The organism is Dyella sp. AD56 (assembly GCF_002878475.1).
Taxonomy (GTDB): Bacteria; Pseudomonadota; Gammaproteobacteria; order Xanthomonadales; family Rhodanobacteraceae; genus Dyella.
In genome coordinates this window covers 47,626-61,715 of the sequence record NZ_NRDP01000023.1, presented here as the reverse complement: position 1 = coordinate 61,715, position 14,090 = coordinate 47,626, and the positions used below count along the sequence as shown (strand labels likewise).

Genomic DNA, 14,090 nt, shown 5'->3' with positions numbered 1-14,090 from the left:
CTTAGTACGACCAGCTGAGGGTGAAACCGGTGGTGGGGTTGTCGGTCTGGAAACCGTGCGGCTTGCTGATGGGTGCGCCGACAAAGGCATCCCACGCCCAGCCGTGCCAACCGCCGCGCAGGCCGAGCACGCCACCGGCCAATGTCTGGCCGAGCTCCCATTGCGTCGGCGGGCCACTCACATGGCCGACATCCGCGCCCAGGTACAGCTCTACCCTGCCGACGCTCCAGCCCAGGTCATTGCGGAACAGCCAGCCGCGATCACCGGTGAGCGACAGCTCGCCGTCGAAACCGCGGACCGTGTAGCGGCCGCCGATGGCGAAGCGGTCCTGCGGCACCAACGGGGTCTTATTCCATTGCGCACGCCAGCTACCGATGTAACGGAAGCGTTGGTTGCCGAGCTGGAATGGTGCGGTGAGGGTTGCATCGACCGTGATGAGCTTGGTGCGCGAGGTGCCGTCATTGAAGGCCTCCTCCGGCGCATGCAAGGCATTGAAGGCGCCGGTGCCACGGCGATAGGCAGCATTGGCATCCAGCGTGGTTGCGCCGATGAACTGCTTATAGGTGAAACCAGCTTCCCAACCACCCTGGCGACGACGCTGCACGAGCACTTCGGTGTCGTCGACGAAGTTGTTGGAATCGCGTTCCCACGCTCGCACATACGCACCCCATTTGAGTGTGGCGTTGCGATAAAGCAGACGGCTCAGCCGCACATCGGCGTTGTGGCTGGTGCCGCTGTAGACGTAGTTCTGCTCGTAGCCGGCAACGGTCTGTTGATAGGTGTAACTGCTGGCGGTGGCGCCCAGTTGCCAGTAGCCGTAGGGCACGTCGTAGTGCACGGTGTAGCTATGCGTGCCCTTGCGGTTGCCGTCCAACACGTCCTGTCCCAGATTGGCGTAGAACAGGTCGTTCCACGTCAGCAGGTTGTCCAGCGACAACGTGGCGCTGCCCTGGAGTTTTCCGGTCGCTTGGCTACCTGAGTCGTCGAGCGAGAACGTCAGCCGCATGGGCGACGATTGCTTCCACTCGATCACCAGATCGCTTTCGCCCGCCTGGGCATCACCATCGGCGGGAGCAATCTTGATGTCGGCATCCGCGGTGGGAACGCGCTTGAAGTTTTCCAGTGCCTGTTCGATGTCGCGCAGGTTGAGCAAGTCACCGGGGCGCGCGGGCAACGCATCGCGCCATGAGGTGGCGCGCGCATCCACACCCGGTGCAAACCGGATGGCGCGAATGCGACCCGGAACGACGGTGAGGGTCAACACGCCGCCGTGCAAATCCTGCGGTTTCGCTAGCACGCGCGTGGTGACGTAGCCGCGAGCGACGATGGCATTTTGGATGCGCTTCATCACGACGTTGATGCCCTGCGTGCCCAGACATCGACCGGTAGCGGGATCGTGCGACGTGTCTGCCGCTTTCAGCGCCCAATCGAACTGCGATGCGTCATCGCCATCCAGGCGAATGTGCTGGATCGCGAAGCACGGCGTTTCGTCGGAGGGAATGCGATCCTCGACGGTCTGCTCTGGCGCGGGCAAACGCACGTCGGGGCGCGATGCCTGTTGTTCGCGCAATGCGCGCTCGCGTTCCTGCTGACGCAGGATTTCCTGTGTCGCCGTATCGGCCACTTGCGCCATGACGGATGCCATCGGCAAGCACAAACCCACGCATGTCAGCCATGGACGCCACACCGGCGCCCTCTTTCGTCCTTGAAGCACAACCCTTTCCTTTCACTGCAGATACGAACAAGCAGCGACAACATCGCTACCTATCCAGACCATTGAAGGGGCGTGCAAGCACCCGCGCGGCCACATGTAGCGTGGTCACGTGAATCCGGCGCCACCTGGCTCATCGGCCGTTCCAGGCGATGGCCGTTCCAGGCGATGGAAGTCCGATCAATAGGCCTGGCAGCGACGAAAAGGCTAAGGGCGCGCAGTCCCCCTGTATGGGACAAAGCTGAAAAGCCACATCCGCTCTTCGGCAGTATTCGCAAGAACTTTAGATATGTTCTTACGAAGAAGGAGCTGACGGAAGCCCATTCGCGCAAGGCGAGCTCAAGGACTACAGTGCGCGTGGAAAACGCGGGCACAAAAAAGGCCTGCGAGGCAAAAACCTACGCAAGCCTTTGATTTTGCTGGTGCCGGAAATAGGAATCGAACCTACGACCTACGCATTACGAATGCGCCGCTCTACCAACTGAGCTATTCCGGCATTGAACCGCCAATTCTACGTAGCGGATCGAAACCGCGCAAGACGTTGCCGGTCAGATACTCGCCGAGACGCCACCCGCGAGTCGCAACTCTTTGGGTAGCGCGAAGGTAATCGTCTCAGGCTCGCCGTCGAGTTCGCGCACGGCGCCGGCGCCCCACGATTGCAGGCGTGCAATGACGTCGCGCACCAGCTTCTCCGGCGCAGAGGCACCGGCGGTGAGGCCGATGCGAGTAACGCCATCCAGCCAGCTGCGCTCGATGTGTTCGGCACCGTCGATGAGGAAGGCGCGGACGCCCTCCTTCTCCGCCAGTTCGCGCAAACGGTTGGAGTTGGAGCTATTGACTGAGCCGACCACCAGCATCAAGTCGACGGCACTCGCGAGGCGGCGCACGGCGTCTTGGCGGTTCTGCGTGGCGTAGCAAATGTCGTCTTTGCGCGGACTTTCGATGTCGGTGAACGTGGTCCGCAGCGCTTCGATAATCGCCTTGGTGTCGTCCACCGACAGTGTGGTCTGCGTGACGTAGGACAGCTGGTGTGGGAACTTGGGCGCCAGCGCGGCGACGTCTTCCACCGATTCGACCAGCAGGATCTCGCCCTGATTGGCGGGGTTCCACTGCCCCATGGTGCCTTCCACTTCGGGATGGCCGGCATGGCCGATCAGCACCACGCTACGGCCAGTACGACCCAGGCGCGCCACTTCCATATGCACCTTGGTCACCAGCGGACAGGTGGCGTCGAATACTTTCAGGCCACGCTGCTCGGCTTCTTCACGCACAGCCTTGGAGACGCCATGGGCGCTGAAGATCACCGTAGCGCCATCAGGCACCTCATGCAGCTCTTCCACAAACACGGCGCCGTCGTTGCGCAGCTTGTCGACCACGTAGCGGTTGTGCACCACTTCGTGCCGCACGTAGATGGGGGCGCCGTAGGATTCGAGCGCACGCTCGACGATGGCGATTGCGCGATCTACGCCAGCGCAGAAGCCACGGGGATTGGCGAGCAGAATGTCCACGGATGCTCCGGATCTATCGGGTCGACTGACAGGGCCGGATTATCGCACGGCCGGTGGGGCCGTACGTGAGGGTGTGTTCAGACCTTGGATTTGCCCTGAAACAGGCCGAAAACCACCAGCGCTACTGCACCTACGGTGATCCCACAGTCGGCGAGATTGAACACTGGGTAGTTCCACTCGCGGAAATAGACATGGATAAAGTCGGTGACCTGCGAAGCATGCAAGCGGTCGATAAGGTTGCCCAGTGCACCGCCCACGATGAGGCTCACGGGCACCGCGGTCTTCCAGTCGCCGCGCGGCGTGCGCGACAGCCACGTCACCAGCACACCACTGATCACCACCGCGAGCGCCACGAAGAACCAGCGCTGCCACCCATCACCGGCTGCAAGGAAGCTGAAGGCAGCGCCCTTGTTGAAGGCCAATGTCCAGTTGAGGAAACCCGGGATCACTGGATGTGGCATACCCGCGGGCTGCAGCGTGGCGAGCGCCCACCACTTGCTCAGCTGGTCGAGCACGATGACGACGGTGGAGAGCAGGAGCCAGGACAGGGCGTTGGGTTTGGGTTTCATAAGTACTTCGGTGTAACGAGCTGAACTCCCTCTCCCCTCCGGGGAGAGGGTTGGGGTGAGGGGCCGATCTTGCAGTGGGATTGAAGCGAAGCGACGTCTGCTCTTTAAAAGCTCTGCCGCGAGCACCCGACCTTTACCCCCTTTTGGGGGCTCACCTCGGTCCTCTCCCCGGAGGGGAGAGGAAGAAGAGCCTTAGAACCAGCGACGATCCTCACCCGGACCATCCACATTGCTGATGCAGCGATCGCACAGCTCCGGATGGTTCGCATGCGTACCGACGTCGTCGCGGCGATGCCAGCAGCGCACGCACTTGGCGGCGTCACTGACCGTGGCCGAGACCCACACGTCCGCACCTTCCAGCTCCGTCAGCACCGCGTCCGGCGACTGGCCGCCGGCCAAATCGAGACGCACCTCGGAGGTGATGAAGAAGAAGCGCAGTTCAGAGGCCACCGGCTGGTAGCGCGCAACAATGGCCGGATCGGCATGGATCGCCAGCTTCGCTTCCAGCGAGGCACCGATCTGCTCGCCCTTGCGCATGCCTTCGAGCACGCGCGATGCGGTGTCGCGGATGGCCAGCAGGTCGGCCCAGTAGCGGCGCTGTTCCGGCGAACCTTGCGTCGACACCAGACCTTCGTACCAGGTTTCGAACAGCACGCTTTCGCTACGCTCGCCCGGCCCGCTCGTAGCAGGCATGTTCTGCCAGATCTCTTCCGCAGTGAAGGTGAGCACCGGTGCCAACCAACGCACCAGCGCCTCGGCGATGCGATACATCGCGCTCTGCGCGCTGCGGCGACCGTGGCTTTCGGTCGGCATCGTGTAGAGGCGGTCCTTGGTGATATCCAAGTACAGCGCACCCAGCTCGTTGGTGCAGAAGTTCTGCACGCGCTGGACGATCTCCGGGAAGTCGTAGCGATCGTAAGCGGCCATCACGGCCTGCTGCGTGTCGTACGCCTGCTGCACGGCCCACTGGTCCAGCAACAGGCTCTGCTCCACAGGCACTAGGTGCTTGGCGGGATCGAAACCGTCGAGGTTACCGAGCAGGAAGCGCGCAGTGTTGCGGATACGGCGGTACGTGTCGGAAACGCGCTTGAGGATTTCGTCCGACAGCGACATCTCGTTGCGGTAATCGGTCGAGCAGATCCACAGGCGCAGGATGTCCGCACCCAGGTTCTTCATGATGTCCTGTGGCTCGATGCCATTGCCCAGCGACTTGGACATCTTGCGGCCTTGCGCATCCACGGTGAAACCGTGGGTGAGCACGTCGTTGTACGGCGCCTTCGCGAGCATGGCCGACGAGGTGAGCAGCGACGACTGGAACCAACCGCGGTGCTGGTCCGAGCCTTCCAGGTACATCACTTTGTAGCTCGACGCCTTGCCCTGCTGCAGTTCGGGACGCTGGCCCACCACGGCGAAGTGGCTGACACCGGAATCGAACCACACGTCGAGCACGTCGAGGACCTTTTCATAGTCCTTCGCCTGATCACCCAGCAGTTCGGCGGCATCCAGCGAGTACCACGCATCGATACCGCCCTGCTCCACGCGCTTGGCTACTTGCTCCAGCAGCGCGACGGAATCCGGATGCGGCTCCTGCGTACCCTTGTGGATGAACAGCGCGATCGGCACACCCCAGGTGCGCTGACGCGAGATGCACCAGTCGGGGCGATCGCCCACCATGCCGGCGATGCGCTCTTCACCCCACGAGGGCACCCAACGCACCTGCTTGATTGCATCGAGGGCAGTCCGGCTCAGGCCTTCCTTCTCCATGCTGATGAACCACTGCGGCGTGGTGCGGAAGATCACCGGGGTCTTGTGACGCCAGCAATGCGGATAGCTGTGCTCGATCTTGGCAAAAGCCAGCAGCACGCCGCGACGACGCAGCAACTCGACGATCTCGTCGTTGGCTTTCCAAAGATGCTTGCCCGCGATAACAGTGCCATCGAGCGCGGCCGGCGTATCGGCACGGTAGGTGCCGCGTGCCTCGGTGTAGTTGAGCGTTTCGATGCCGTACTTGCGCGAGACGATGAAGTCTTCCACGCCGTGGTCGGGCGAGGTGTGCACGGCGCCGGTACCGTCTTCGGCAGACACGTGGTCGCCGATCAACACAGGCACTTCGCGCGCATAGAACGGATGCTTGAGCAACACACCTTCCAGCGCCTGGCCGGCGACGTGGCCGAGCACCTTGGCCTCGCCTTCGATGCCGTAACGCTGCGCAACCTTTTCGACGAGCGCACTGGCGACAACCAGCAGCACACGATGACCCTCGCGTGCGGGGCCTTCGATCAACGCGTACTCGAGCTCACCACCGAGCGACACCGCCTGGCTTTCCGGCAGCGTCCACGGGGTGGTGGTCCAGATGGGGATGGCGACGATCGCGTCGCTCGCATCGACGCCAAACTTCTGCGCGAGTGCCTTGGCATCAACCGCGTCGTAGGCAACGTCGACCGCCGGGGATACCTTGTCGGCGTACTCGATCTCGGCCTCGGCCAACGCCGAACCACAATCGAAGCACCAGTACACGGGTTTGGCGCCGCGCACCACGTGGCCGTTACCGACGATCTTCGCCAGCGCACGCACCATGTCGGCTTCGTATTTGAAGTCCATCGTGCGGTAGGGGTTTTCCCAATCGCCAAGCACGGCCAGGCGCTTGAAGTCGGTACGTTGCAGGTCGATCTGCTGCTGCGCGTACTCGCGGCACTTTTGGCGGAAGGCGGCGGCGTCGAGCTTGTCACCCACGCGGCCAAACTTCTTTTCCACGGCGACTTCGATCGGCAGACCGTGGCAGTCCCAGCCCGGCACATAGGGCGCGCGGAAACCGGCCAGCAGGCGCGACTTCACCACCACGTCCTTGAGCACCTTGTTTACGGCATGACCCAGATGGATCACGCCGTTGGCGTACGGCGGGCCATCGTGCAACACGAACACCTTGTCACGATTGGCTGCGTGCTCCTGGATCTGCGCGTAGCGGTTCACCTGCTGCCAGTCGGCCAACCACTTGGGCTCGCGCTTGGGCAGGTCGCCGCGCATCGGAAATTCCGTCTGCGGCAGGTTGATGGTGTTCTTGTAATCCTGGGTCATTGCCTGGGGACGCTCTGATCAGTTGTACGGGTGTCGCCCGGTGGGCGCCGTAGCCCATGGGGCCGACGCTTCAACCATTAAGGCGAAAGCGCCAACGTTACCGGATTTGAGCCGGTTACGCCTCGCTGAGACGCGGATTCATGCCCAGCAGTTCACGAGCCTGGCGGGCGTCTTTGGCCATCTGGACGGTCAAGTCGTCCAGGTTGTCGAATTTCTGCTCGTCGCGCAGCTTCGCCACGAACTCCACGGCCATGCGTTGGCCGTACAGGTCGCCGTCGAAATCGAACAGATGGACCTCCAGCAGCGGCTCCGGCACCTCGTTCACCGTGGGCCGCACGCCCAAGCTGGCCACGCCCGGCCAGCTGCATTCGCTCTCGCCCAGCCCCACGCGCACGGCGAAAATGCCGTGGACCGGGCTGGTGCGGTCGCGCAGATGGATATTGGCGGTGGGATAGCCGAGCTGGCGACCCAGTTGCTGGCCGTATTCCACTTTGCCATCGATCACAAACGGGCGACCCAGCAGGGGCGCCGCGCCGGCAAATTCACCCGCCGACAGCAACATGCGAACCCGCGTGGCCGAAACGCGCGCGCCATCCAGCAACACCGACGGCATGGTGCGCGCGGTGAAGCCAAATTCCGGCCCTACCCGCTCCAGCATCGCCACGTCGCCGCTGCGCTTGTGGCCGAAGCGGAAATCTGCACCGACCCAAACCTCCCGCGCATTGAGGCGATCTACCAGCACGCGACGCACGAAATCGTCCGCCGACATCGATGTAAGGGCGCGATTGAAGCGGAGCAAGAGCACCTGCTCCATACCCGCCGCATCGAACCCGCGCAGTTTCTCGCGGACGCTGGAAAGCCGGGGTACCGGTTCCGGCGAAAAGAAGGCACGAGGTAGCGGCTCGAAGCTCACTACGATGGGGGTAAGGCCAAGCTCGGCGGCGCGCTCATGCACCTCCGCAAGCAGTGCCTGGTGACCACGATGCAGGCCATCGAACGCGCCGACGGCTACCACGCTGCCGCCGGGCGCCAGAGTGGAACCGGCGACATCCCTGGAAAGTCTCATCATCTGCCGAGTATAACGGCTCACGCCCGGGGTTTCGGCGCGGAGCTGAGCTCAGACGCCGCGCAGTTCGCGCAAACGGAAACCGGCCGCGAACAGCGTGACGACATAGGCACCACCGCCCGCCACTACCAGCACGGCCAGACGCCACACGCGCGTCCACTTGCCCGCATCGGTCCAATCCGGCCACACGTGCATGCCAGCCAGCAGCACCGCCACCATCACGGCGCACGACAACACCAGGCGCAGCGTATGGCGCGCCCAGCCCGGCTGGCGCTGGTACACCCCTGCCCGGCGCAACCAATGCCACAGCAAGCCGAGATTGATGTAACTGGCGATGGCGCTCGCCATACCCAGCGCCATATGCAGGCCGGGCACGGCGGCAATGCCATCCATCCAGGGCAGCTGGCGTTGTTCCGGCGTTGCCCAAAGCGTGTAAAGCAGGGCCACGAAGATGACGTTCATCACCATGTTCGCCACCAACGACGCCACGCCGGCGCGCACCGGTGTTTTGGTGTCTTGGCGTGAGTAGAACGCAGGCAGCGCCACCTTCACGAGCGCGAACGCCGGCAGGCCGAAGCTCAACGCGGTGATCGATAGCGTCGCCATATGCGTGTCGAACGGCGTGAATTGGCCATGCTGGAATAGGGTGGCCACCAGCGGCCGTGCCAACAGCATCAGCGCAAACATGGCCGGCACCGCGATCAGCAGCGTGATGCGCAGACCCCAGTCCAACGCCTTGGAGAAACCTTCCTTGTCGGTGGTTACGTGATGGCGCGATAGCGACGGCAGGATCACCGTGCCCAATGCGACACCGAACAGACCCAGCGGCAATTCAAGAAAGCGATCGGCCTGCGACAGCCAACTCTGCGAGCCCGTCATCAGATAGGCCGCGATCACCGTGTCCAGCAGCAGGTTGATCTGCGCGATGGAGGAGCCGAACAGCGTCGGCACCATCAGCGTCAGGATGCGGCGCACATCCGGATGACTCCAGCCCCAGCGTGGCAGCGTGAGCAGGTCCAGCCCACGCAACGACGGCAGCTGAAACAGCAACTGCAACAGGCCGGCCACCAGAATCGCCCAGCCCATCGCCATGATCGGCGGGCGCACGAATTTCGACAGCCACAACGCGCCACCAATCATGCACAGGTTGAGAATCACCGGCGTGAGCGCCGGAAGCGCGAACTTGTGGAAGCTGTTGAGCGCACCGCCGCTCAGCGCGGTCAGCGATACGAACAACAGGAATGGAAAAGTCAGTCGCAGCAGCTGCGCGGTGAGCGCGAACTTCTCCGGCGTATCAGCCGCGCCCTGCGAGAACAGTGCCGCCACCTGCGGTGCAAAAATGACACCCAGCGCGGTGATGACCAGCAGCACGCCACCCAAGGTGCCCGACACACGGGCCATCAGCTGCTTGAGGTCCTCGTGAGGGCGTTTTTCCTTCACTTCGGTAAAGACAGGCACGAAGGCCGTGGAGAACGAACCCTCCGCAAACAGCCTGCGCATGAAGTTAGGAATGCGGAACGCCACCCAGAAGGCGTCGGTCGCCGCATTGGCGCCGAACGTGGCGTTGATCGACATGTCCCGGACCAGACCGAGTACGCGCGAAATCATGGTCATGCTGCTGAAGGACAGCAGCCCACGGAACATGCTGGGAGACTTCATGCCTCTTTACGTGCCTTTTCTGATGAGACGCGCCTGACCCCTCTGCCCGGCGCCGAAAGGCGCGTAGTGTGACAGCCCCGAGTGGCAAGATGACAGCTTATACGTGGCATAATCAGGGCCTTCGGTTCACTTATGACCGCCCATTCGGCGGCTCGGCGCCCTTCAGGACGCCTTGACAACGCTAAGCTGTTGACGCTGCGGCCCATTACCCGCATAATTGCCAGTCTTTTTCCAACCCAGCATTTCATTTCGGAGTTCTACCTTGGCCAACATCAAGTCCGCGAAGAAGCGCGCGCGCCAGTCCGAGCAGCGCCGCCTGCGCAACGTCAGCGCACGTTCCATGGTCCGCACCGCCCTCAAGAAGGTCGTCAAGGCCATTGAGGCCAAGGACAAGGCAGCAGCCGTTGAGGCCTTTGCCTCTGCACAGCCGGTCATGGACCGCTACGCTGCCCGTGGCCTGATCCACAAGAACAAGGCTGCTCGCCATAAGAGCCGCCTCAACGCGAAGATCCGCGAGCTGGCGTAAGCCAGCTCCGCGTACTGAATCTCGGGTTGGCGAGAGAGCCGGCGAAAGCCGGCTTTTTTGTGGGTGGGATAAAAGGTGGGCGTCTTGCCGTGATGTTGCGGCAGTCTGGCTCGCCTGCGGCGGGCTTCCGTCCTCCTACCGGAGGCCGGATCACTTTTCTTTGCTTGCACACGCAGGAGCGCGTGCGTGGGCCAACAAGGAAAAGTGACTCGAGCGTCCCACGGGGACTAGCTTCGCGTCGTCGGCAGACGATCGAAACGCCCGCTGCGTAAGCGGCCAGATCGCGAGAAGGCACAAGGCGATAACCGCACGCACAGCTACTGGATCCCGGCCTACGCCGGGATGACGGTTTCATCGAAACGATGAGGCGAGCACCCGCCCCTCACCCCAACCCTCTCCCCAAAGGAGAGAGGGGGAAAGAAAAAAGGCGGCCATATGGCCGCCTTTTTAAGCTGAGGAAACAAAGCGCCACGCCTACTCAGCGTGCCCCTCGCCCCTCAACCGCACATCCCCCGGCACCATATCCGCACGCTCCTGGTGCGCCATCTGCTGCTCCGACAGGAATTGCCAAACCTTCTGGCACACCGGCATCGTGTTCTCTCGGGCAATCGCCGAAACCAGGAACCAAGGACCCGTCCAACCCAGCCGCTTCACGACGTCCTCGGCCATCGTCTGGCGCTCGTCTTCCGGCAGCACGTCGGCCTTGTTCATCACCAGCCAGCGGGGACGCTCCAACAGTTCCGGATCGAACTTCTCCAGCTCCTGCTCGATGGCCTGCACCTGCTCCACCGGATCTGCACCATCGATAGGAGCGATGTCGACCACGTGCAGCAATAGACGCGTACGCGATACGTGACGCAGGAACTGGATGCCGAGGCCTGCGCCATCTGCTGCGCCCTCGATAAGGCCAGGGATATCGGCGATGACGAAGCTCTGGTCCGTACCCAGACTCACTACACCCAGGTTCGGATGCAGCGTCGTGAACGGGTAATCCGCCACGCGTGGGGTAGCGGCAGACACGGCGCGGATGAAAGTGGACTTACCCGCATTGGGGAAGCCCAGCAAACCCACGTCCGCCAGCAACTTCAGTTCCAGCTTCAGTTCACGCAAATCGCCCGGCGTACCCGGTGTCGACTTGCGCGGCGCTCGGTTCACCGAGCTCTTGAAGTGGATATTACCCAGGCCACCCTTGCCACCTAGCGCCACCAGCAGGCGCTGGCCATGCTGGGTGAGGTCACCGATGGTTTCGTCGGTATCGACGTTGATGACCACCGTGCCGACTGGCACGCGGATGAAGGTGTCTTCACCACCCTTGCCGTACATCTGGCTGCCCATGCCATTCTGGCCGCGCTCGGCCTTGAACGAGCGCTGGTGTCGGAAGTCGATCAGCGTGTTGAGGCCTTCATCAGCCACCAGCCACACCGAGCCGCCACTGCCGCCGTCGCCGCCGTCAGGCCCGCCGAAGGGAATGAATTTTTCGCGACGGAAGCTGATGCACCCGTTGCCGCCGTCGCCGGCTTGAACTTTGATTATGGCTTCGTCAACGAATTTCATTGGTAATAACTATAGGCGTAGAGCCGCAGCTCGATTTTCACCACCGATGTCCGATCGTGTGGGTCTGTCGATGTTGACGACATAACCACTCCGCGCTGCGGATTACCGTGATGATCAAATTGGGAATAAGTTGTGTAACGGTAACCTAGTTGGCCATTCTTGGTTTCGCGGGCTACTGTCACCCGACCACCATCGTCGAAAGCCTGGGAAACCGCGTGCAGCGAAATATCCTTGGATTTTTCACCCGATGGCGCTTTCTTGCCATCTGTCTTCAGATCGAAAACCGTCTCGCGCCCCTGCGAATCGACCTGCCGCTCAATGACTGACGTGCTTGCTTGGCTATCGATCATCATTCGCCAAACACCTGGCGATCGATAGCTCCATTCGCCATGACCACATGAAAACGGGTGCTTGGGACCACCTTTGTAAACCAGCTCGCCGTCGCATTGCAGGCTGCGCAACCCCGGCGCCTTGGGGGATGTAGTGACCGTATATTCACTGCCACCCAGAGACAGAAAGACTGTGCGGGACGTCAGTGTATTCCCAGTCGGCCCATAGTGCATTTCCACGGCCCTCTCGGTGACATCCTCACCGTCCTTCGACTTGGCCGGCAGGTCAGTCGGCGGCGAAAAGGCCTCCGGAGAAGCGAGCGCCGCGGCCATATCGGCTGGGCGCTCAAGCAGATAGATCTTGACGCTTGCCTGCTCGACATGGCCCTGCAAACGGTCATACCGAACATCAGGAAGGGGCGGCTCCTGAGTTTCCATGGAGTGGGAACCGCAACCCGCAACAAACAGTAGCGTTACGAGCGAAACCCAGCGGCAAATCTTAGGCCTGACCATCCCTGCAGTCCTCCGATAAACCCGTTCCTGGAAACAAAAAGCCCCGCCGAAGCGGGGCTTTCGCTTCAACGCCTAGGCAATCAAACCTTGACGACGCTGACGAACTTACGGCCTTCGGCGCCGCGAGTCTTGAACTCAACGGTGCCATTAACCAAGGCGAACAGCGTGTGGTCACGACCCACGCCCACGCCGGTACCGGCATGGAACTTGGTGCCGCGCTGACGCACGATGATGTTGCCGGCCTCGATGGCCTGACCACCGTAGATCTTGACGCCGAGGTACTTGGGGTTCGAATCGCGACCGTTGCGGGACGAACCTACGCCTTTTTTATGTGCCATGACTATTTGCTCCGGCTAATCAGGCGTTGATGCCCGTGATCTCGACTTCGGTGAAATGCTGACGATGTCCCTGCTGCTTCTTGTGGTGCTTGCGGCGGCGGAACTTGATGATGCGGATCTTGTCGGCACGGCCGTGCTTACGCACGGTGGCACTGACGGTGGCACCGGCCACAATCGGGGCACCCACGGTGATCGACTCACCGGCACCGACCAGCAGAACCTGGTCGAAGGTGAAGGCGGCGCCTTCTTCGGCGTTGAGCAGCTCCACGCGCAGGACGTCGCCCTGCTGAACACGGTACTGCTTGCCGCCGGTCTTGATGACTGCGTAACTCATGGGAATATCCCTTCTGTCGTTATTCTCTTGGGCTCGCCGGGCCCAATTGGACACCGGCGAACTCGGGAGTATAGCGAGCCTGAAGGGATCTGGTCAATTACTGACCACTCTGCCCGCTGGGCTGGCTGGCGGGTTTGGTGTCCTTCTTCGCCGGCGCGGCCTTGTTATCCGTTTTGGCTGGCGCCTTACTGGTGGTCTTGGCAGGCGTGGTCTTCTTGGGCGCAGGCTTGGCAGTGGTCTTCTTGACCGGGGTCTTGGCGTGCGAGGTGGAATGGGTGGCGTGCGCCGCCGGCTTGGCCTCTTCCGCGTCGGATCCTGTTTCGGTCTTCGTGATTGCAGCTGCCCCAGCCACGGAAGCGGCAGGTGCTGGTGTTACGGCGATCTTGGCGGGACAGCGGCCGGTGCTGTCCAAGGTGCCCATCTGCTTGAGCTCGTTGACCATCTGATCGCTGCGCTCGTGGCTCCACTGCTGGCCGGCCTGGTTGGCTTCAGCCATGGTGGTGGGCATTTCGGTAATGACCTTCTGGCCCAATGGTGAGCGGTAGAACTTCAGCAGGCCGTTCATCTCGTCGGAGGTGAAATGGCGCTGCCAGACGGGCACCAACCGGCCGATAAACAGCTGGGTCTGGTTGGCGTCCATATAGTTCTGCCAGAACTCGGGCTGCACGCAGGGCATCGACTGCTCCAGCGTGGTCACTGCCTGGGTGTTCATCTGCAGCAGCATCTTGCCAAGCCCGACTACTTCCATCAGCTGGCGAACCTGGTCCTCGGTCGCCGGCGCCGATGACGCCATCGCTTGCCCCACGCCCATTGCAAGCGCAATGGCGACACCCCATCTGCTCAACTTGCCCATCCGCACTCTCTAGTCCGTTATGTCGGCCGGAAACCGACGAAAGATTCCATTAGGC

At 62.2% G+C, this 14,090-nt stretch carries 12 protein-coding genes and 1 tRNA gene; 1 reads left to right on the top strand and 12 read right to left on the bottom strand.

Going from position 1 to position 14,090, the window contains the following annotated elements; translation table 11 throughout:
* Nucleotide 1 precedes the first annotated feature (1 nt).
* The 7 genes from DyAD56_RS14825 to murJ all read right to left on the bottom strand — a co-directional run bounded on the left by DyAD56_RS14825 (nucleotide 2) and on the right by murJ (nucleotide 9,573).
* Nucleotides 2-1,633: a ShlB/FhaC/HecB family hemolysin secretion/activation protein gene (locus tag DyAD56_RS14825; protein ID WP_102303546.1), complete on the bottom strand. Its 1,632-nt coding sequence runs from the start codon at nucleotides 1,631-1,633 to the stop codon at nucleotides 2-4.
* A 498-nt stretch (nucleotides 1,634-2,131) separates the two neighbouring features.
* Nucleotides 2,132-2,207 (bottom strand) — tRNA-Thr (locus DyAD56_RS14820).
* A gap of 52 nt (nucleotides 2,208-2,259) precedes the next feature.
* Nucleotides 2,260-3,219, bottom strand: a complete 960-nt coding sequence (gene ispH, locus DyAD56_RS14815; protein WP_102303545.1) for a 4-hydroxy-3-methylbut-2-enyl diphosphate reductase — start codon at nucleotides 3,217-3,219, stop codon at nucleotides 2,260-2,262.
* Nucleotides 3,220-3,296: 77 nt separating this feature from the next.
* Nucleotides 3,297-3,788, bottom strand: a complete 492-nt coding sequence (gene lspA, locus DyAD56_RS14810) for a signal peptidase II (protein ID WP_102303544.1) — start codon at nucleotides 3,786-3,788, stop codon at nucleotides 3,297-3,299.
* Nucleotides 3,789-3,980: 192 nt separating this feature from the next.
* Nucleotides 3,981-6,863, bottom strand: a complete 2,883-nt coding sequence (gene ileS / locus DyAD56_RS14805) for an isoleucine--tRNA ligase (protein WP_102303543.1) — start codon at nucleotides 6,861-6,863, stop codon at nucleotides 3,981-3,983.
* Nucleotides 6,864-6,978: 115 nt separating this feature from the next.
* Nucleotides 6,979-7,932, bottom strand: a complete 954-nt coding sequence (locus tag DyAD56_RS14800; protein ID WP_102303542.1) for a bifunctional riboflavin kinase/FAD synthetase — start codon at nucleotides 7,930-7,932, stop codon at nucleotides 6,979-6,981.
* A 48-nt stretch (nucleotides 7,933-7,980) separates the two neighbouring features.
* On the bottom strand, nucleotides 7,981-9,573 hold the full coding sequence (gene murJ, locus DyAD56_RS14795; RefSeq protein WP_199178992.1) for a murein biosynthesis integral membrane protein MurJ: 1,593 nt from the start codon (nucleotides 9,571-9,573) through the stop codon (nucleotides 7,981-7,983).
* A gap of 277 nt (nucleotides 9,574-9,850) precedes the next feature.
* Here murJ and rpsT point away from each other — a divergent pair, with 277 nt between their 5' ends.
* Nucleotides 9,851-10,114: a 30S ribosomal protein S20 gene (rpsT, locus tag DyAD56_RS14790; RefSeq protein ID WP_102303540.1), complete on the top strand. Its 264-nt coding sequence runs from the start codon at nucleotides 9,851-9,853 to the stop codon at nucleotides 10,112-10,114.
* Nucleotides 10,115-10,588: 474 nt separating this feature from the next.
* Here rpsT and cgtA read toward each other — a convergent pair whose 3' ends face one another.
* From cgtA to DyAD56_RS24105, 5 genes are all read right to left on the bottom strand, one after another.
* Nucleotides 10,589-11,668 carry an Obg family GTPase CgtA gene (gene cgtA / locus DyAD56_RS14785; RefSeq protein WP_102303539.1) on the bottom strand — a complete coding sequence of 360 codons (1,080 nt, stop codon included), beginning with the start codon at nucleotides 11,666-11,668 and terminating at the stop codon, nucleotides 10,589-10,591.
* On the bottom strand, nucleotides 11,665-12,435 hold the full coding sequence (locus tag DyAD56_RS14780) for a hypothetical protein (protein ID WP_146010520.1): 771 nt from the start codon (nucleotides 12,433-12,435) through the stop codon (nucleotides 11,665-11,667). The genes cgtA and DyAD56_RS14780 overlap by 4 nt, the downstream gene beginning before the upstream one ends.
* 155 nt (nucleotides 12,436-12,590) lie before the next feature.
* Nucleotides 12,591-12,848: a 50S ribosomal protein L27 gene (gene rpmA, locus DyAD56_RS14775; protein ID WP_102303537.1), complete on the bottom strand. Its 258-nt coding sequence runs from the start codon at nucleotides 12,846-12,848 to the stop codon at nucleotides 12,591-12,593.
* A 19-nt stretch (nucleotides 12,849-12,867) separates the two neighbouring features.
* On the bottom strand, nucleotides 12,868-13,182 hold the full coding sequence (rplU, locus tag DyAD56_RS14770; protein ID WP_038616498.1) for a 50S ribosomal protein L21: 315 nt from the start codon (nucleotides 13,180-13,182) through the stop codon (nucleotides 12,868-12,870).
* 97 nt (nucleotides 13,183-13,279) lie between these two features.
* Nucleotides 13,280-14,026: a DUF2059 domain-containing protein gene (locus DyAD56_RS24105; protein ID WP_233202472.1), complete on the bottom strand. Its 747-nt coding sequence runs from the start codon at nucleotides 14,024-14,026 to the stop codon at nucleotides 13,280-13,282.
* Between the last annotated feature and the right edge of the window lie 64 nt (nucleotides 14,027-14,090).

Coding starts and splice junctions, on each gene's coding strand:
- DyAD56_RS14825 (WP_102303546.1), bottom strand. CDS start 1,633: ATGGCGCAAGTGGCCGATACGGCGACACAGGAAATCCTGCGTCAGCAG.
- lspA (WP_102303544.1), bottom strand. CDS start 3,788: ATGAAACCCAAACCCAACGCCCTGTCCTGGCTCCTGCTCTCCACCGTC.
- ileS (WP_102303543.1), bottom strand. CDS start 6,863: ATGACCCAGGATTACAAGAACACCATCAACCTGCCGCAGACGGAATTT.
- DyAD56_RS14800 (WP_102303542.1), bottom strand. CDS start 7,932: ATGATGAGACTTTCCAGGGATGTCGCCGGTTCCACTCTGGCGCCCGGC.
- murJ (WP_199178992.1), bottom strand. CDS start 9,573: ATGTTCCGTGGGCTGCTGTCCTTCAGCAGCATGACCATGATTTCGCGC.
- cgtA (WP_102303539.1), bottom strand. CDS start 11,668: ATGAAATTCGTTGACGAAGCCATAATCAAAGTTCAAGCCGGCGACGGC.
- DyAD56_RS14780 (WP_146010520.1), bottom strand. CDS start 12,435: ATGGAAACTCAGGAGCCGCCCCTTCCTGATGTTCGGTATGACCGTTTG.
- rpmA (WP_102303537.1), bottom strand. CDS start 12,848: ATGGCACATAAAAAAGGCGTAGGTTCGTCCCGCAACGGTCGCGATTCG.
- rplU (WP_038616498.1), bottom strand. CDS start 13,182: ATGAGTTACGCAGTCATCAAGACCGGCGGCAAGCAGTACCGTGTTCAG.